General features: G+C 47.2%; 18 protein-coding genes. 11 read left to right on the top strand and 7 right to left on the bottom strand.

Annotation, left to right across the window (positions count from 1 at the left end):
• Nucleotides 1-7 precede the first annotated feature (7 nt).
• Nucleotides 8-1,525 (bottom strand): multicopper oxidase family protein, encoded by a 1,518-nt coding sequence (locus tag ACXAJH_RS14820; protein WP_474972136.1) that lies wholly within the window; start codon nt 1,523-1,525, stop codon nt 8-10.
• A gap of 168 nt (nt 1,526-1,693) precedes the next feature.
• Between ACXAJH_RS14820 and ACXAJH_RS14815 the strand changes: the two genes are divergently transcribed.
• Entirely contained in the window at nt 1,694-2,233 is a 540-nt protein-coding gene (locus ACXAJH_RS14815; protein WP_474967279.1) for a TetR/AcrR family transcriptional regulator, read from the top strand.
• A gap of 36 nt (nt 2,234-2,269) precedes the next feature.
• Here ACXAJH_RS14815 and ACXAJH_RS14810 read toward each other — a convergent pair whose 3' ends face one another.
• Together ACXAJH_RS14810 and ACXAJH_RS14805 are read right to left on the bottom strand one after the other, a co-directional pair.
• A complete protein-coding gene (locus ACXAJH_RS14810) occupies nt 2,270-2,512 on the bottom strand; it encodes a carboxymuconolactone decarboxylase family protein (protein WP_474994484.1) in 243 nt (80 codons plus the stop codon).
• A 176-nt stretch (nt 2,513-2,688) separates the two neighbouring features.
• Nucleotides 2,689-4,233: a BCCT family transporter gene (locus ACXAJH_RS14805; RefSeq protein ID WP_474990981.1), complete on the bottom strand. Its 1,545-nt coding sequence runs from the start codon at nt 4,231-4,233 to the stop codon at nt 2,689-2,691.
• A 368-nt stretch (nt 4,234-4,601) separates the two neighbouring features.
• Between ACXAJH_RS14805 and ACXAJH_RS14800 the strand changes: the two genes are divergently transcribed.
• From ACXAJH_RS14800 to ACXAJH_RS14785, 4 genes are all read left to right on the top strand, one after another.
• Nucleotides 4,602-5,492, top strand: coding sequence for a beta-keto acid cleavage family enzyme (locus ACXAJH_RS14800; protein ID WP_474972133.1), 891 nt, complete (start codon nt 4,602-4,604; stop codon nt 5,490-5,492).
• Nucleotides 5,493-5,500: 8 nt separating this feature from the next.
• Nucleotides 5,501-6,448, top strand: a complete 948-nt coding sequence (locus ACXAJH_RS14795; protein WP_474972335.1) for a 3-hydroxyacyl-CoA dehydrogenase NAD-binding domain-containing protein — start codon at nt 5,501-5,503, stop codon at nt 6,446-6,448.
• Nucleotides 6,449-6,461: 13 nt separating this feature from the next.
• On the top strand, nt 6,462-6,932 hold the full coding sequence (locus ACXAJH_RS14790; RefSeq protein WP_474972132.1) for a thioesterase family protein: 471 nt from the start codon (nt 6,462-6,464) through the stop codon (nt 6,930-6,932).
• A gap of 379 nt (nt 6,933-7,311) precedes the next feature.
• Nucleotides 7,312-8,460 (top strand): FAD/NAD(P)-binding protein, encoded by a 1,149-nt coding sequence (locus ACXAJH_RS14785; RefSeq protein WP_474994390.1) that lies wholly within the window; start codon nt 7,312-7,314, stop codon nt 8,458-8,460.
• 38 nt (nt 8,461-8,498) lie between these two features.
• On the opposite strand, the gene ACXAJH_RS14780 is transcribed toward ACXAJH_RS14785, so the two are convergent.
• Nucleotides 8,499-9,140, bottom strand: coding sequence for a TIGR03943 family putative permease subunit (locus tag ACXAJH_RS14780; RefSeq protein ID WP_474994482.1), 642 nt, complete (start codon nt 9,138-9,140; stop codon nt 8,499-8,501).
• A gap of 80 nt (nt 9,141-9,220) precedes the next feature.
• Here ACXAJH_RS14780 and ACXAJH_RS14775 point away from each other — a divergent pair, with 80 nt between their 5' ends.
• Nucleotides 9,221-9,406 (top strand): hypothetical protein, encoded by a 186-nt coding sequence (locus ACXAJH_RS14775; RefSeq protein ID WP_474994388.1) that lies wholly within the window; start codon nt 9,221-9,223, stop codon nt 9,404-9,406.
• Nucleotides 9,407-9,803: 397 nt separating this feature from the next.
• Nucleotides 9,804-11,261, top strand: a complete 1,458-nt coding sequence (gene xylE / locus ACXAJH_RS14770; RefSeq protein WP_160839473.1) for a D-xylose transporter XylE — start codon at nt 9,804-9,806, stop codon at nt 11,259-11,261.
• 85 nt (nt 11,262-11,346) lie between these two features.
• Here xylE and ppdK read toward each other — a convergent pair whose 3' ends face one another.
• Both ppdK and ACXAJH_RS14760 read right to left on the bottom strand, forming a co-directional pair.
• On the bottom strand, nt 11,347-14,010 hold the full coding sequence (ppdK, locus tag ACXAJH_RS14765) for a pyruvate, phosphate dikinase (protein ID WP_474994386.1): 2,664 nt from the start codon (nt 14,008-14,010) through the stop codon (nt 11,347-11,349).
• The gene (locus ACXAJH_RS14760) at nt 14,010-14,828 is read right to left on the bottom strand and encodes a pyruvate, water dikinase regulatory protein (protein ID WP_474967293.1); all 819 of its coding nucleotides are present in this window, start codon (nt 14,826-14,828) and stop codon (nt 14,010-14,012) included. Before ACXAJH_RS14760 ends, ppdK begins: the two co-directional genes overlap by 1 nt.
• 449 nt (nt 14,829-15,277) lie before the next feature.
• On the opposite strand from ACXAJH_RS14760, the gene ACXAJH_RS14755 reads away from it, so the two are divergent.
• The 4 genes from ACXAJH_RS14755 to arsC all read left to right on the top strand — a co-directional run bounded on the left by ACXAJH_RS14755 (nt 15,278) and on the right by arsC (nt 17,838).
• On the top strand, nt 15,278-15,535 hold the full coding sequence (locus ACXAJH_RS14755) for a helix-turn-helix domain-containing protein (RefSeq protein WP_474967294.1): 258 nt from the start codon (nt 15,278-15,280) through the stop codon (nt 15,533-15,535).
• Nucleotides 15,536-15,735: 200 nt separating this feature from the next.
• Nucleotides 15,736-16,080 (top strand): ArsR/SmtB family transcription factor, encoded by a 345-nt coding sequence (locus tag ACXAJH_RS14750; RefSeq protein ID WP_474967295.1) that lies wholly within the window; start codon nt 15,736-15,738, stop codon nt 16,078-16,080.
• 18 nt (nt 16,081-16,098) lie between these two features.
• Nucleotides 16,099-17,388: an arsenic transporter gene (locus ACXAJH_RS14745; RefSeq protein ID WP_474967296.1), complete on the top strand. Its 1,290-nt coding sequence runs from the start codon at nt 16,099-16,101 to the stop codon at nt 17,386-17,388.
• Between the two features lie 27 nt (nt 17,389-17,415).
• Nucleotides 17,416-17,838: an arsenate reductase (thioredoxin) gene (gene arsC, locus ACXAJH_RS14740; RefSeq protein ID WP_474994384.1), complete on the top strand. Its 423-nt coding sequence runs from the start codon at nt 17,416-17,418 to the stop codon at nt 17,836-17,838.
• Nucleotides 17,839-17,878: 40 nt separating this feature from the next.
• On the opposite strand, the gene ACXAJH_RS14735 is transcribed toward arsC, so the two are convergent.
• Nucleotides 17,879-19,063, bottom strand: coding sequence for a macrolide family glycosyltransferase (locus ACXAJH_RS14735; RefSeq protein ID WP_474994382.1), 1,185 nt, complete (start codon nt 19,061-19,063; stop codon nt 17,879-17,881).
• Nucleotides 19,064-19,212: the final 149 nt, after the last annotated feature.

Raw genomic sequence — 19,212 nt, 5'->3', positions numbered from 1 at the left:
CGTTTTTTTATGTCCGAATAAAGTATGGACGCATCATTTCGTAGTCCTCATGCTCTAAAATATGGCAGTGCCACACAAACAAACCAGGGTAGGGGCCAAAGCGCATGATCATCCTTGTTACTTCTCCGGGACGGGAACGAACGGTATCCTTCCAGCCTCTTTCATTCAAATCCGGAGCGACACGCGGTCCTGTAAGGATGACCTTTCCTTCCTGTTTAAAAACATCCACATCGAAAGGCTGGCGGTCAAGGATTTGGAAACGGACCAAGTGAAGGTGGATCGGGTGGATCGCTTCTGTTTCATTGACGATGCTCCACACTTCCGTCTGTCCGAGCTTTGGAACTTCAGTAACGGGATCTGACCATAAGTGGTCATCCAACAAGTGAATATTACGTCCGTAGGAATCTTTCCGCATGTTCAGTTTCAGTGTCCGGGTTCTGTCCACATATGTATATCTTGGAACAGGAGCGAGCCACGCAGGAATAGAGCTGTGATCGATGTAGGAAAGACGCTGATTGACTCGGAACTGCATAATCGTTCCTGTCGTTTCTGGATCCGCTTTTTCACCCTTGGTTTCGAAATCATTCTCCAAGATAATGGTTTTTCCATAACAAGTGGAGAAATCAATGATCACATCCGCTCTTTCGGCAGGTGCTAATACGAGAGCAGGTACGCGGACTGGGGTCTCAAGTAGTCCCTGATCGGTGCCGATTTGGATGAAAGGAGCTCCGTTGGAAAGGGATAAGCGGTAGATCCGGGCATTGGATCCGTTCAGAATCCGGAATCTGTATCTTCTAGGTTCGACATTTAAATGGGGCCAGACTTTCCCATTCACTAAAATGGTGTCTCCGTAAAAATCAGGGATGACCGAAGGAGTGGGTGCCGTTTGAGGCTGGGCTGGCCTCGATGGATAGAAAAGGCTGCCATCCTCCCGGAACGAACGGTCCTGGATGATCAATGGGAGATCGAAGGGACCGCAGGGAAGGTTCAATCGGGCTTCATTTTCATCATGGACGATGTACATGCCTGAAAGACCAGCGTAAATGTTGAGACGGGTAATCCCCATGGCATGGTCATGGTACCAAAGGCTGGCAGCGTCTTGATGATTGGGGTAAGTGTACATTCGATGAGAAAAGTAAGGGCCTACTTTGTTAAAGTGACGGGTGAACCACGCTTCTGGGTAGCCATCACTGGTATCCGGCGTCACTCCTCCATGCAGGTGTACGACCGTCCGTACTTCCGGCTGACTTTTTTCTGCTCCATGAACCGTCGTATCAATGGGGAGAAAATGACGTTCAGGAAGTTCATTTTTCCATAAGACGTGGATCGGCTGATGCTTCCAGACGTGGAATGTAGGTCCGGGATACTGCCCGTTATAGCCCCACACTTTTGTAGGTGGGAGGTCTCGGTGCAGCCTCTGGAATGTTTCCTTCATTGTGACTTCAAAATAGGGGTCACCGTGGAGACAGCCTGCCGGACGCATGGTTTTCATGATGGGAAGGGGATCGACGAACTTTTTTAACATACGAATCGCTCCTAAACGTTGCTTGGTTACTCTAGTTTATTGAACGGGGAAGAGAATTACGCCTCTTGTTCAGACAGCGCCTTTCCATTCATCCCTGTATCCCAAATTGATAAAATGTATGACTACTGATAACATTATGGGAAAATGAACAAAAATGAGGGGACGTATATGCCAAGAGTATCAAAACGGCAGAAACTGCTGGAAGCAGCGGCATTGATTGTGAAGGAGCAGGGAAGCGATGCATTGACATTGGATGCCGTTGCAAAAAAAGCAGAAGTCAGCAAGGGCGGGCTGTTGTATCACTTTTCAACAAAGGAAGCTCTAGTGAAAGCGCTTGTCCAGCACATGAATGACATCTACAAAGAGAACGTGGAAAGCTTTGTGGACGAAGAAGAGGATGAAGTCGGAAAGTGGGCACGGGCATTTATTAAAGTGCTCCACGATAAAAGTATAGAAAACCAGACGATCAGTGGGGGAATGCTGGCCGCTCAAGGCATCAATCCTCAACTCATGAAGCCTTTACAGGAGACCTATGCTGACTGGCAGTATCATATGGAACATGATGGACTCGATCCTGTCGATGCCACCATTCTGCGTCTTGCTGTAGACGGATTATGGCTGTCTGAAATTTTCGGCCTCGGCGTTCTGCCTCAGACGCTTCGAGAGCAGGTGCTGGAGCGGTTGGAAGAACAAAGCCGGCCTAAATAAAAATCACCAGATCCCAACAAGGGACTGGTGATTTTTTTATGCGTGCGTTTTTTGTTTGTTTTTGCGTTCCTTGAACACCTGTTGAGCCTGCGTCAGCGCATTGATTACAGAGGGGAATCCGACATAAGGAATCAACTGCATCATCGCTTCTACGATTTCTTTTTCAGACAGCCCCGCATTGAGAGCCGTATTGATATGAAGTTCGAGCTGGGGGAGGCTGCCGCTGCCCTGAGTGACAAGACTGGATAAGACTGTAAGTGCACGCCCTTTCTTATCCAGGTGATCCCGGTTGTAAATATCCCCGTAAGCAAACCAATGATATATTTCCCGAGATCCGGGGAAATATCTTCCAATGCTTTCATCAGTTCAAAGTGATTGGTTCCTTTTTCTTCGTCTGTATATCCTCTTAAAATCTCTAATCCTTGTTCATAACGTGATTTCATCGTATTCCTCCGTTAAGATGCCTTCTTGTTTTCTTTTTCTTCCGCTGCCTGGTCTTCATTAACCATTTTGATAAAGGACCATCCAAGAATCGGCAGGATGACAAGCAGTGGGAAGCCTCCGACAATGCTGATGGTCTGTAGTGTCGTCAATCCACCCATATTCATGAAGATCATTGGAAGGATGGACAATGCCAGAGCCCAGAACAGGCGGTTCCATTTAAGTGGTTCTCCTTCGACCCGTTTTTGGACGACGGAAGCAATGACATACGAACCGGAATCATAGGTTGTCGATAAAAAGATCGTCGCGAGTAAAATAAACACAACGATTGCAAATGTGTCTAATGGCAGCTCGGTTAATGTGCCGATGATGGCTGCAGGTGCCCCTTCATTATTTAACGTTTCAATAACAGGGTACTGCCCGCTCAGCTCCAGGTACATCGAGTAGTTTCCTAGAATCCCGAAAAAGAGAATCGTTCCAAGGCTTCCGAATAAGACCGTTCCAAAAGCGACCTGACGGATGGTCCGTCCTTTGGAAATCCGGGCGATGAATAAGCCGACGAATGGGGCATAAACGATCCACCAGGCCCAATAGAATACGGTCCAGCCTTCCGGGAAACCGGTCCGTGTAAAGGAGCCAAGGTCATTAAAGGGTTCCGACCACATGCTCATGAGGAAGAAGTTATCCATCATGCGGCCGAGGGCGGTGCCGGTCGTTTCTGTGATGAAGGTGGTCGGTCCAACGATGAAAATGAATAGAAGAAGTAGAAAGGCCAGCCATAAGTTGATGTCACTTAATACCCGGATTCCTTTCTGCAGTCCGGAATAGGCGCTGAGTCCGAAGATCAGTGTACAAATCACCAGCACAACGGATTTCGTCATCATCGTATCCGGCAGGCCGACAAGATGGTTGAGTCCGGATGAAATGATTGGAGCAGACAGAGCGAGACCGGTTCCCCCTCCGCCAAGCAGTCCGAACATGAAGAGAATATCCACGAGTCGGCCGACCCATGTGTCTGTATACTTACCTAAAACGGGACGGCAAGCTTCACTGATTTTGAATACATCGGTTTTTTTGACATAAAACATGTAGCCGATAGGAAGGGCGGGTATGGCAAACATTGCCCATGCGATCGGTCCCCAGTGGAAAAAACCATAGGTCGATGCCCACTGGATCGCTTCGCTGGATCCCGCTTCAATTCCGAATGGGGGTCCCTGATAGTAGTAGGCCCACTCAATGACACCCCAGTAGAGAATCCCTGTTCCAATCCCACTCGTGAACAGCATCGCTGCCCAGGAGCCGGTTTTGAATTCTGTTTTGGTATCCGCATCTCCCAGCTTGATATCTCCATAGCGGCTCACCCCTATAAATAAGAGGAAAAGCAGCATGACTAAGCCTACGGATAAGAATAGGAAACCGAGCCGCTGGGTAACAATTTCGTTGGCAGCCAGGACGATTTCCTTTCCTTGTTCCGGAAAGATCAGAAGAGGCAGTGAAACGAACAACAGGAGTGCCAGGGCCCCTCCGAATGTTTTCCAATCCATGATTTGTTTTTTCATATAGAAATCCCCCTTAAGAAAAAGTCCGTTATGAATTTGATAATCCGATGTAAACTTTACAATCCAGACGGTTTTGTTTCAATGGATGGATAGGGCCGTATAAAGGAGAATGTCCGTACATATTCAAGGAATGACGATCTGGGTCCGTTTATTTGATGTTTTTTATTTAGCATATGCTTTGATAATAGTTTTAAAAGTTTATAAAGAAATTTTTGTACGATTGAATCATTGATGCTGAAGGGATGGAAGGGGATTTTTGATTCCTGATGGATAAGGGAATTCTTGAAAGGGATTTGAAACTAAACAGTCCAGATGGTATAGTTTCAACTGGATGATCAAACAAACCAATTCAAAGGAGGACCTTTGGAATGAAAAATAAAGTATTGTTAACCTCTGCGGTCACAGGGGCGGGAGATACGATGAAGAAAAACCCCCACGTCCCTGTGACACCGAAGGAAATTGCAGCATCTGCGATTGAATCAGCTAAAGCGGGAGCTACGGTTGCCCACGTGCATGCACGGGATCCGCAAACGGGAGGCATCAGTCATGATGTGGACCACTATCGTGAAATCGTCGACCGGATTCGTGAATCGGAAACGGATGTCATCATTAATATTACGTCCGGTGGAGGCGGGGATTTCATCCCGAGCTTGAGCACACCTGCCGCGGGCGGAGCCGGTACAGATATCCAGACGCCGACCGAGCGTCATGCGCCTGTCGGTGAACTGCTTCCTGAAATGTGTACGCTCGACTGCGGCAGCACGAATTTCGGAGACATGATCTATATGAGTCCGACAGATTGGCTTCGAGATCAGGCCGAAATGATCCAGAAGAGTGGTGTGAAGCCGGAACTGGAATGTTTTGATACCGGTCATATTCGTTTTGCCAATCAATTGGTGCAAGAAGGGTTGATCGACGGCGATCCGATGTACCAATTCTGTCTTGGAATTCCGTGGGGAGCGGCGGCTGATGCAGAAACGATGATGTATATGAAGAACCGTATTCCGGAGAATGGGCACTGGTCAGCGTTTGGAATCGGGCGCATGCAGATGCCGATGGCTTCTCAATCAGCGATGCTCGGTGGAAACGTCCGTGTCGGCCTGGAAGATAATATTTATCTTTCCAAAGGTGTTCCTGCAACGAATGAACAGCTGGTCGACAAGGCTGTAGGTATGCTCCGCGGCCTGGATCTTGAACCGATGAGCCCGCAGGAAGCGCGTGAATATCTCAATCTAAGAAACCCACATGGAGGGAAATAATGTTGTCTATTAAACAAGCGGCCATTGTCGGAACAGGAGTTATCGGAAACGGCTGGATCGTTCGTATGCTTGCTCAAGGATATGATGTGATCGCAGCAGATCCAGCAGAAGGAGCAGAAGAACGGATGCGCTGGGCTGTTGAGCAGTCCTGGCCTTATGTGGAAGCGCTCGGCCTTGCTGAGGGGGCTTCCAAAGATCGTTTAACATTCGTAAAAGATACAGAGGATGCGGTGAAAAACGCAGACTTCATTCAAGAAAATGTGCCTGAAGTGGAGGAATTGAAGCAGTCTGTGCTGCAGACGATTGACAAACACGCCAAACCGGAGGCGATTATTGGTTCAAGTACGTCGGGCATTATGCCTTCTGAACTTCAAGAGAATCTACAGCATCCGGAACGATTTGTCGTGGCACACCCGTTCCATCCTGTGTATATCCTGCCTCTTGTAGAAGTCGTAGCAGGAAAACAGACAACAGACGAGAATGTAGATAAAGCGAAAGCTTTTTATGAAAGCTTGAATATGAGTGTCCTGCTCGTCCGCCATGAAATTGAAGGTCATATTGCAGACCGCCTGATTGAAGCGATTTGGAGAGAGTCTCTTCATATCGTTAATGAAGGGATTGCGACAACGGAAGAAGTAGACAAAGCCTTCACCCACGGTGCGGGCATGCGCTATGCCCAGTACGGTCCATTCCTGACGTTCCACCTGGCGGGAGGCGAAGGTGGTATGCGTCACATGCTGAAGCAGTTCGGCCCGGCCTTGAAAAAGCCGTGGACGAAGCTTGAGGCACCGGAACTTACGGACGAATTGTATGACAAAGTCGTATCCGGGTGTGAGCATCAGTCCAATGGCATGTCGATGGCTGAACTCGATCAGAACCGCAACGAATTTTTAGTGAAGCTGTATGATCTTGTACAGGAATACTGGCCGGAAGAACAGACCGCTGTCAAACGGTAAAGGAGGGGGATTCATGGAACAATCCTTTCATTATAAAGACCGCGTGCTGCCGGAGTGGGTGGACTATAACGGGCATATGAACGATGCTGAATACAACCGCGCCTTCAGCTTAGCGACAGATGCGTTTATCGATTATATCGGACTGGACGAAACAGCGCGAGGCCACTACGCGTATACGATCTTCACATTGGAAACGCACATCTGCTATCTGAAGGAAATGCATGAGGACGAGCCATTTGAAATCACCGCCCGCGTTCTGGATTATGATGCCAAACGTATTCATTTGTTTCTAACGATGAAGAATCAACATGGTGAAATAACTGCCACGCTTGAAGAAATGCTGATGGGTATGGATCAAAATACAGGCCGCCCATCTGTTTTTCCTGATGAAGTGGAGCAGAGGATTCGTTCTGTGTATCAGATGCATGCGGATCAGGAGCATCCGAAGCAGGCCGGTCGTACGATCGGTATTCGGAGGAAATGAATAAAGACCTGGTTATTTTTATAACCGGGTCTTTATGTATGGACTGATTACGAGTAGGGAGCACCCAACCTTCATTTTCTTCTTGCCAACGTTTTGAACCTGTGATTTAATATCAGTACGTCATTAAATAGTAACGGTTACTATTTAATCAGTGGACGGTTTAAGCATAAATGCGAATCAAAGAGTGGTTTAAAAAAAATTTACTCTTCAATAAATAGTAATCATTACGTTTTGTTCGTAATGCTATTTATATATAGAGGAGAGTTTTAATTTTGGCAAATTAAAGTCAGAAGATGGGCAGCTGTTGTTATTCAACATCAACATCAGCCGTCATGGGGATGAAAAAATCCAGCTGGTAAGCTAAAGGAGATTGAAGGTTATGTACAAATGGATCATTATTGGTGGTGGTGTTCAGGGCTGCTGTGTGGCCCGGCGGCTTCTTGGAGAAAAAGCAGGGAATGAGGGATTGTTAATGATTGATCCATTTCCCGGGCCTATGCACGTGTGGCAGACGTTAACGAAAAAGATTGGGATGTCTCATTTAAGATCCCCTTCTGTCCACCACCTGGACACAGATCCATATAGTCTGAGCAAATACTCCAAAGGTCATGACTTTGCCCAGCCTTTCAGAGGGAGGTATGCGAGACCTCAATTGGACCTGTTTAATCAGCACAGCATGGATGTATTTGATGATGTACGCCTTAAAGAATGCTGGAAGCAGGGGATAGTCAATGGTATTTCCAAAGAACACCAACATTGGAATGTGTCTCTGGAAGATGGTTCTCTCGTCCAAGGGGAGAAGGTGGTACTGGCTGTGGGCGTCAATCACTCCCCGCATTATCCTGAATGGGCTCATGAAGACGGGATTTCTGTCAGTCATGTGTTTGATATGCACACCCCTGTGCCTCACGAAGGCCGCGTTGTCGTTGTTGGAGGAGGGATGACGGCGGCTCACCTGGCTAATGCATTGTCGAACAAAACCTCGATAGCATCTGTTTCTCTAGTGAAGCGTCACCCCTTCCGGGTAGAGGACTTTGACAGCGACCCTGGGTGGCTTGGTCCGAAGTTTTTAAACGACTATGAGAAACTGACCTGCTATGACCAACGCCGGAGGTTCATTCAACAGGCAAGACATAAAGGTTCTATTACAAGAGATCTCCATGTTCAGTTGAAACGGCAGGGGAGTGCCTCCAGATTAAAGATATATACCGGGGAAGTAGAAAAAGCTGTGAAAGGGGAGCATGGTTTCAATCTTCAATTGACAGGTGGGCAGCTTGTGTCAGGTGACTCTATCATTCTGGCTACAGGAGCGGAAGCATGTCTCCCTGGGAAGGAATGGCTGGAGCCTCTCATTGAACAGATCGGTCTGCCGTACGCGCCCTGCGGATTCCCTATAGTGTCGACGTCATTGGAATGGAAGGAAGGGTTATATGTTGCAGGGGCTCTTGCGGAACTGGAAATCGGACCGGCCGCGAGAAATATAGCTGGTGCGAGAAAGTCAGCGGAGCGGATTGTAACGTCTGCCTGATATAAAAAGTCACAGCCGTCAGGGGCTGTGACTTTTTGTTATCCGCCAAATTCTAAGTCTTCATAGACGTACGGTTCCGGAGGTGTCTCGATCGGTTTGATCGCTTCCGGTTGAATGAGAGGAAGCTCCCATCCGTTCATCTGTACTTTTTCAAGTGTTCCTGTCACTTCCACCCATGTATCATTTTTGTACTGACCAAGGTTCTCCCCTTGAACAAGAATGCCGTAAATCCCTGCATCAGCTACACAGCAGCTGATTCCGAACCGCCCTACGACGATCTGATCATCCGGAAAGTTGTCATCCCGGAATACGAATCCATGGGTCGTCAGTTTTTTTCCCGCGTAAGGGTCCATATCGTCTTCCATTAATGTAATTGAACCAATGTAGTTGTCGGCAGTCATCTGGAGATGTTCTGTCTCCTGCAGCTTTTTAAATAACTCGGGATATCTTTTCTCAGGCGTCAGAACGGCCGTGTTTTCAGCCTCTCCGCCCGCATTTTCCTGGTTTAAACCCTCTCCTTCGCCAGTATCATTCATAGAAGAAGGATCATTCAGATTGGACTGATCAGAGGCTGCACGCATTTCATATTTGAATCCTTTATTGGAAGCTGCTGAACTTCCGATCACATGGTCGGAAAACATCATTCCTGTCATCACAGGGATGATGAATAATAAGTAAATAACAGTGGAGCGGGAGGTAACTGAGTCACCTTAATTTGGTAAAATAAAAGGTACTGAAAAGGATTGGAGTGAGAGGGCTTATGACCAAACAAAAGTGGGGAATCCTATTCGTGATTGCAAGTGCAGCCACAATGGTAATCAACTTGATCTACTTCAGGTCAGGGAACTATTATGACGTTATCCGTATCCTTTCCTATGCGGTGTTCATCACAGGGACACTTATGATTCCTACATATTCAAAAGCTGAAAAAAAGACGGATTCCTAAACAAAAGGGATTCGTTTTTTTGTTTTATGTAAACGATTACAACTATACGTTCTTTATTAAGAACTAAACTTTTTATAAATGTTATAAATTTATTATAAATTCTAAAATAGCAACCAATAGTAAATTTTTTCTAAGTATTATATATCCCAGGCGTGCGGGCACATCCAGCGTATAAAAGATTCAATTGTAAACCCTTTCATTTTGCGGGGGATGTTTTAAAAATTGTGATTCAGAGAAATGTACAGCTAAGAATTCACATTTACCTAATTATAGAAGTTATCAGACTGAAGGAGGGAATAGGAGTATTCGATAGATAATCCATATGGAATGGATTTCATTTTATTCAGGTTCAGACTGTTAGATTAATCGAAATTTTAAGAGAGGATGTTCCAAGCAGATGAAACGAAGTCGGACGTACATTATATTCTTATCTGTGATTGCAGCGTTGGGAGGGCTGCTGTTCGGCTATGATACAGCTGTTATCTCTGGTGCAGAACAGTCTCTGGAAGTCTACTTCATAGATAGTTTAGGATTGAGTAAATTATTTCAAGGGTTGACGGTTTCCAGTGCTTTGATTGGTTGTATTGCTGGTGGATTGATGAGCGGGATGATTTCCGATCGGATTGGACGGAGGAATTCACTGATCGTTGCGGCTGTCCTGTTTTTCTTTTCCGCACTCCTTTCCAGTTCACCGGAGTTTTTATTCTTTACTAAAGGTGAACCGACCATGGGTCTTTTCATTATGTTCAATATTTATAGAATCATTGGTGGTATCGGCGTAGGGCTTGCATCCGGACTGGGGCCGTTGTATATCAGTGAAACGGCACCGGCGAAAATCCGAGGGAAGCTGGTCACTCTGTATAACCTCGCGATTATTTTCGGGATGCTGGTTGTATACATTATTAACTGGAGAATCGTTGCAGGACAAAGTATGAGCTGGATCAATGATATTGGCTGGAGGTATATGTTTGCTTCAGAAGCTATACCGGCTCTGTTGTTCTTCGGATTATTGTTCCTCGTACCGGAGACGCCGCGTTATCTGGTTATGAAAAATAAGGATAAAAAAGCGATGAATATTCTTAAGAAAGTGAACGGCTCTGAAGAAGCGGCTCGGGAGATTTATAAAAATATCAGACAGGCCGTTGACAAGCTTGATAAGACGAAAACGAGCATCTTCTCTTATGGTAAATTGGTCGTCTCTGTAGGACTGCTGCTGGCAATCGCTCAACAATTCGTCGGAATCAACGTTATCCTTTATTACGCGCCGCGTATTTTCGCCAACATGGGTGCATCTTCAGACAGCTCCATGCTGCAGACGATCATGATTGGTGTTGTAAACTTCATCTTCGTCCTGATTGCTCTTATGTTCGTTGAAAAAGTTGGTCGTAAGCGACTGCTTCTTATCGGTTCTGTCGGAATGGCAGTGGGGATGTTCGGCATTGCTGCCCTGTCATTCGCCGGATCGATGGGCATTGGCGCACTGATTTCCATCCTGGTGTTTGTGGCATTTTACAACTTATCTTTCGGTCCGTTGACATGGGTACTCGCATCAGAACTATTCCCGAACAAAATCCGTGGGCAGGTCATGGCTTTGACCGTTGCGGTGAACTGGGGAAGTAACCTGCTCGTGTCAACGACGTTCCCGACTCTTCTTGAATTGGGTGCAGGCTTCACGTATGGTCTCTACGGCCTGATGTGTGTTCTATCTTTTGCTTTCGTCTGGAAGCTCGTTCCGGAAACGAAAGGGAAGACACTCGAAGAAATCGAGCAGTACTGGCTCAGCAAACAGCAGAAGAAAAAGCAAACCAAAGAAATCGGCGTGAAGAAGCTGAGCGGGAAAAAGGTATCCTGGTAATTTCATAGAAAAAGGACGCTGAACAAAAACCTCGGAGGGGCGGTTCAGCGTCCTTTCTTTTGTGGAAAATATCTTGATTCTTCTATTATTGATACTGCGGAACGTGGAGTGAATGACGAACGGATGCCTGAGCTGCTGCCAGCCGGGCGGAAGGGACCCGGAAAGGGGAGCAGCTGACATAATCCATCCCCAGGTTAAAGCAGAACTGGATGGATGTCTTCTCGCCACCGTGTTCTCCGCAGATGCCGGTTTTTAAAGATGGCTTCGTCTGACGGCCCAGCTTCACGCCGCTTTCTACCAATTTCCCGACGCCATCCTGATCCAGTGATACGAACGGATTTTGTGGAAGGACATCGTTTTCGACGTAATGGTGGAGGAATTTCCCTTCTGCGTCATCCCGGCTGAACCCGAATGTGGTCTGGGTCAAGTCGTTCGTTCCAAAGGAGAAAAAGTCGGCTTCCTGTGCGACCTGGTCGGCCGTTAACGCGGCTCTCGGCGTTTCAATCATCGTTCCGATCGAGTATTGAAACGCCTCTCCTTCCTGCTCTTCCACCTGACGGCTGATGTTCAGGACGAGTCGGCGCATGTCTTTCAGTTCGTTGACATGGGTTACTAAAGGGATCATGATTTCGGGGATGACCGTGATTCCTTTTTTCATAACATTGGCCGCGGCTTGGAAGACGGCTCTGACCTGCATTTCATAGATTTCAGGATGGATCATACCGAGACGACAGCCGCGGTGGCCGAGCATCGGATTGGATTCTTCCAGAAGCCGCACTTTACGCAGCATGTCTTTCTTCGTCTGCAGTTCCTGCGAGTCAGGATCCGTGTAGGAAAGTCTTGTTACGTCGACGAGCAGTTCTTCCTTATCAGGGAGGAATTCGTGGAGTGGTGGATCCAACAAGCGGATCGTAATCGGATGTCCCTGCATGACTTCAAAGATTTTCTCGTAATCCTCCTGTTGCATCGGCAGCAGCTTATCCAATGCTTCTTTCCGTTCGATGGTCGTTTCAGACAAAATCATACTCTGTACCGTCGGCAGCCGGGAAGCGTCCATGAACATGTGCTCGGTCCGGCAGAGCCCGATGCCGTCTGCACCGAATTCCAGAGCTTTGGCAGCATCGACGGGGTTGTCGGCGTTGGCCCGCACACCCATTTGAGCTTCCTCATCCGCCCATTGGAGGAGAAGCTGGAATTCATCGGATAGTTCCGGCTCAATCATCGGGATATCTCCTGCGAAAATCTCACCAGTGGCTCCGTCGATGGTCATCAGGTCGCCATAATGGATTGTGACAGACCCTGCCGTAAATTGTCCGGCTTCCAGGTCAATTTTGATGGAGTCACACCCACAGATACAGGCTTTTCCCATCCCTCTGGCGACAACGGCCGCATGACTTGTCATACCGCCGCGGCTCGTTACGACGGCCTGTGCTGCTACGATGCCGTGAATATCATCCGGTGTCGTGTCCGGGCGGACGAGGATAACCTTCTTTCCGTTTCCGGCCAGTTCTTCAGCTTCATCGGCATCAAAAACGACCTGTCCGGAGGCAGCGCCCGGGGAAGCCGGCAGTCCTTTGGCGATCTGTGTCTTCCCATGCCCCGGGTCAATCCGGTGGTGGAGAAGCTGGTGGAGCTGATCGGGGTCGACACGTAACAGCGCCTCACGCTTATTCATAATCTTTTCCTCTACCATTTCAACAGCCATTCTAATGGCCGCCTGAGCCGTCCGCTTACCTGTCCGGGTCTGAAGGATGAACAGGTTTCCGCGTTCCACCGTGAATTCGATATCCTGCATATCTTTATAATGGTTTTCTAACAGATTACACGTGTCCACCAGCTGTTGATAGACTTCCGGCATGTCGTAGTGCAGACTTGCGATGGGCTGAGGGGTGCGGATGCCGGCGACCACATCCTCGCCCTGAGCGTTGATCAAGTATTCTCCATACAACTCAGATTCTCCGGTGGACGGATTGCGGGTGAACGCTACACCTGTACCGGAATCTTCGCCCGTGTTTCCGAACACCATACTCTGCACATTCACGGCTGTGCCCAGGTGACCTGGAATCTGATGGAGGCGGCGGTATAAAATGGCGCGTTGATTGTTCCAGGAGTCGAAGACAGCACGGATGGTGAGAAACAACTGTTCCTTCGGGTCCTCCGGAAAGATCCGGTCCGATTGCGTGCGTACGATGGCTTTGAATTCTTCGATCACTCCTTTCCAATCTTCAGCGGTGATTTGTGTATCGGATGTGTATCCTTTTGAAGAACGAACGTTTTCAAGACGCTGCTCAAAATGATAGTGGTCCACTTTTAACACAACATTACTGAACATTTGAATGAAGCGGCGGTAGGAGTCATAGGCGAAACGAGGGTTGCCGGTCAGTTCGGCCATGCCTTTGACCGTGTCATCATTCATTCCCAGGTTCAAAACAGTGTCCATCATCCCGGGCATTGAATGAACTGCGCCTGAACGGACAGAGACGAGGAGGGGATTCGATGGACTGCCCAACTCCTTACCCGTGGTCTCCTCCAGTTTTTTCAGTGCATCCAAGACCTGATCCTCAACTTCTTCTGGAAGCTGCTGTCCGGAGTCGTAGTAGGAGCGGCACGTATCCGTCGTGATTGTAAACCCGTAGGGCACCGGCAGACCGATCTTCGTCATTTCACCCAGATTGGCTCCTTTTCCACCCAATAATTCTTTCCCTGCATGTTTAAGCTCATCGAACATGAAAACAAACGTCTTATCCATCACGCAAAACTCCCCCTCTTGTTATAAAGATCTAAAATAATATCAGCGGTTTCTTCGATGGCTTTGTTGGACACATCGATAATGGGACAGCCGATACGTTTCATAATATTTTGAGCGTATTCCAGTTCAGTCAGGATCCGGTTCAGAGACGCATAATTAGCAGGACCGGTAAGGCCGAGGTTTTTCAAGCGTTCTTTACGGATGTCGTTCAACTTCTCAGGAGTAATGATCAGGCCGATGCATTTGATTCCCGGAATCGAAAAAAGTTCCGGTGGTGGCGGAATCTCCGGAATCAGCGGGACATTGGCCGTTTTAATTTTCTTATTGGCTAAATACATCGATAGAGGAGTCTTGGATGTCCGGGAAACACCGACGAGAACAAGGTCTGCCTGGTTCAGGCCTCTGGCTTCCTGCCCGTCATCGTATTTCACAGCGAATTCAATCGCTTCGATTCTTTTGAAATAATCTTCGTCCAGTTTTCTGATCTGACCAGGTTCACAAGTGGGTTCCATTTGAAACTTTTGAGAAAACACATCCATGAGCGGATTCATCAAATCGACAACTGTAAGGCCTTCTTCTTCCCCTCGTTGATCCAAGTACTGCTTGAGAGCAGGGGTCACGATCGTGTAGGCGATGATGGAAGGGTTGTATTTGGCTAATGTGATGACATTATTCATTTCCTGATGATCCTGTACATAGGAAAAATGCTTGATGATGATGTCCTGTCCGGTGAATTGACTCATAATTGTCTTGATCATAAGATCAGCGGATTCACCTGCGGAGTCCGATACGATGTACACAGTCATTTGTTTAGTCACAAGACCTCTCCCTGTTTGTTTTTGTGATGGCCGCAAAACCCGGGGGTGTACGAGTGATTTCGCCGTTCTTTTCGAGAGTGCGACTTATTATGACACACTAATTAAGTATTTAGTGTTAATGTGACATACTATTTATGACTAGTATATTATCACCATTCCTACGGAGTTACAATAGGAAGATTCATAAAACGGAAAGACTCCAATAGGATTGAAAGGCATGACAGATGTGTTTTATTTAGTCTTATTTGACTGTGTGACTCCAGTCGGCCCTCCGTTTTGATAAAAGGATGTCGTTCTAAACCAACCTCTTCGCCACATAATGAATGCCGAAGGGGTTTTCTATGGAAGTTCTTTCTTAACTCAATATTTACTTACTATATATATTTAGTTAACATATTCTCATTAACTTATAAGTATATACTTATATAACTATTTTAAGGAGGCTGTATATGGTAACTCAAAAACCTTGTGAGGGTTATGGGGTGGAATTGCAGCAGAGAAGAAAAGGAATGGGCATGAGTGTAGAAGAGTTGGCCTGGGTTCTTGGTACAGATGCTGCTTCTGTTGAACGCCTCGAAAAAGAGGTGCTTTATCCATCATCATCCTTTATCCGGAGAATCGCTGATGGATTGAACATGGATGTCACTGAAGTTGAAGAGCGTATGTGGTGCGATCATCCCGGACAGTGCGGGATGGAAAGATCATGACGATTCCTGTTTATTCCCTCCTGTTTTTATGGTCTGTTCTGATAGGCAGCTATTTGCTGCTGCGCTTTGCCGGTGGCCCCGTCCGGTCGAAATATATGGAGGACATGTGGCACCCATGGAAGCATAATGAAAAGGAGAGGGGTTAATTTTATGTTGCAAATATAAGCATATACTTATACACTGATGGTTGAGGTGATGGTATGGAGAAAACCATAATGACGTTGGAAGAAGCTGCAAAAACGCTGAAGCTTCTTGGAGATAAAACCCGTCTGACAATTGTTGGACTGCTGAAAGATGGAGAGTGTTGTGTCTGCGAATTTGTAGATGTCCTGGAGATGAGTCAGCCTTCGGTCAGCCAGCATCTACGAAAGCTGCGGGATGCCGGCTTAGTCAAGGAGAAGCGCAAAGGGCAGTGGATCTTTTACTCCTTGAACACCAGTCATGAGACCTACCCGATTATTGAGGAAGTTTTGAATCAAATACCTGATCAAAAAGAAAAGTTAATCGCATTGGAAAAAGCGGGCAGACGCATCCAGTGTGACTAGTAGGAGGATTGTTCGGATTTGGCATGGATAGCAACGATTATATTTATACTTACCCTGATCTTTGTCATCTGGCAGCCTAAAAATCTGGGGATTGGATGGTCCGCCTGTGCGGGTGCCATACTTGCTCTGATTTTTGGTGTCGTTGATTTTCAGGATGTTCTCGCTGTGACGGATATCGTCTGGAACGCCACCCTTGCGTTCGTGGCGATTATCATCATTTCGCTGATTTTGGATGAAATCGGCTTTTTCGAATGGGCGGCGCTCCATATGGCGCGTGCTGCTAAAGGAAATGGCCGGCGCATGTTTATTTATGTCACCCTGCTTGGTGCAGTTGTGGCTGCTTTGTTTGCCAACGACGGGGCGGCGTTGATTTTGACGCCGATTGTCCTGGCGATGGTACGAAATTTGAACTTCAAGGAAGCGATGGTTCTTCCGTTTATTATGGCAAGTGGATTTATTGCAGATACGACTTCACTGCCGCTGATTGTCAGTAATCTCGTCAACATTGTTTCTGCGGACTTTTTCGACATTGGTTTTATTGAATACGCCTCCCGTATGGTTGTACCGAACTTGTTTTCCTTAGCGGCCAGTATCCTCGTTTTATTCTTGTTTTTCCGTAAGAGTATTCCGGGGCAGTATGATCTGGCTCAGCTGAAGAAGCCTGTGGATGCAATCCAGGATCATAAAATGTTCCGCTTATCGTGGGCCGTCCTGGTGATTCTGTTAGTTGGATACTTCGCGAGTGAGCCGCTCGGTATTCCAGTATCGATTATTGCCGGCATTGTGGCCATTTTCTTCTTGTTAATGGCGCGCAGAAGTGCCGCTGTAAAAACAGGAGAAGTCATCAAAGGAGCCCCGTGGGCCATCGTTTTCTTCTCGGTTGGGATGTATGTCGTTGTCTACGGCCTGCGTAACGCCGGCTTGACGGACGTCCTGGCTGATGTGATTCAGGCCACAGCGGACCAAGGCTTGTTTGTCGGTACTGTATCAATGGGATTCATTGCGGCAATCCTGTCATCCATTATGAATAACATGCCGACAGTGATGATTGATGCCCTGGCGATTGCTGAGACGAATACAACGGGAACAATGAGGGAAGCTTTGATTTACGCCAACGTCATCGGTTCAGACCTTGGGCCGAAGATTACGCCGATCGGCTCCCTGGCCACCTTATTATGGCTTCACGTCCTTTCGACAAAAGGTGTGAAAATTTCCTGGGGCTATTACTTTAAGATCGGAATCATCCTTACCGTTCCCACTTTATTCATTACATTAGCCGGTCTCTATGTATGGCTGCTCATCTTATAACGACCATTTAAAAAGGAGAAATGCTTTATGTCTAACAAACCAGTCATTTACTTTCTATGCACAGGAAATTCCTGCCGCAGTCAAATGGCAGAAGGATTCGGAAAAGAATACCTGGGAGAGGAATTTGATGTCCGCTCAGCGGGTATCGAAGCTCATGGCTTGAACCCGAATGCTGTGAAAGCGATGAATGAAGTGGATATTGATATCAGTGGCCAAGAGTCTGATATCATTGATAACGATGTCCTTACTAACGCAGCTTATGCAATCACCCTTTGTGGTGATGCCAATGATAAATGTCCGATGACACCTCCTCACGTCACACGTTTCCACTGGGGCTTTGATGACCCGGCGAAAGCGGAAGGGACAGAGGAAGAAAAATGGGCGGTATTCCAGCGTGTCCGTGATGAGATTGCTGACCGCATCAAGACATTTGCCGAAGAGAAAAAATAAGAACGAGAAAAGCCGGGACTTCTTTTGAGTCCCGGCTTCTTTATATCCTTTGTTCCAGGTATCGATCGATTACGGCGAGAGCTTCCTGCGGGCCGCCGCAGTGATCAAAACTTTCCTTAATCTTCCGGATGCCTTCCAGGTAGGTTCCATCATTCACGACTTGATCCACTCCTTGGTGCAGGGTTTCTTCCGATACGTCTCCAGGGAAAATCGGATAACCGGCATGCAGCTCCGCAAGCCTCGCTGCCACCATGGGCTGATCTTTATCGCGGGGAAGAACAACCATCGGAACTTCCTTATCAATGGCTTCATTCACGCTGTTCATCCCACCATGGGTTAAAAAGACATCCGTGTGTTCCAGCACGTCAAGCTGAGGAACGTAGGACCGGATGATAAAGTTTTCCGGAGCCGCAATGATTTTATTAAAATCTGCAAAAGATCCGGCCGCAATGACTACTTTTCCATCAAAGTCGGCAAAAGCGTCGATGCATTGGTTGAAAAACTCTTCCACTTGATCGAGAACGGTCCCCATCGAGATGTACAGCACTTTTTCATTTTTTAAATCTTGTAGAGGGAAGTCATGGGTGCCCTTCCGTTCAGGAAAACTTGGCCCGATAAAGTGGTTTTCCTTACCAAATTCGTCTAATTGAGGCTGAAAGTAAGCACTGGTGTAGACCATCGTCCGCTCTCCTTGATTATGCATGAATTGAAGCATGGACGATGGCGCTACTCCGAATTCCTGTTTCATTGTTTCCATCAGCTGCCTGTTTTTATCACTGTACTCCATTGTACCGGTGTTCTCCGGATGAAGAGGAAGACGTTTGCGGTACTCTTCAGGAATCAGGAACGAGGCGGATGATGAGAAGCCTGGAATCTGCAGGTAGTCTCTGACGAGTTCTCCCGCTCCGAAAGAATCATAGTAAACAAAATCGAAGGAGATCTCTTCCGCAAGCTGCTTCGTTATCGATAAGATATCGGTGGAGGTCTGCAGCATGATGTTCATGAAAAATTGGATCCCTTCTTCTGAAGTAGGATCAACACCGCCGATGAGCAGGTGGTCCTCATGTAGATAGACGTTAGCCCCTACACCTTCAAGCCGGGATTTATATTTTTCAGTAGTTATGTAGTGGACGTTGTCCCCACGGTCGGCAAAGGCCTTCGCAACACCGAGGCTCGGGTTTACGTGCCCCTCTGCGGGAACGTTGATCATCAGGATATCAGCCATTTTTCGTCACCTCTTTATGAATTGTGAGTCAACACTCACGTTTCATGATAAAGGGATGTGAAGCTTCGGGGAACCATCTTGTTTATAAATGGGAGGAAAGTGGGAGAGGGATCCGTGGAGTGAAAATGATTCTTTTTATCAGTAGGGTG

The organism is Halobacillus sp. ABD4_316 (assembly GCF_056161385.1).
This window is presented reverse-complemented; position numbering and strand designations above follow the sequence as displayed.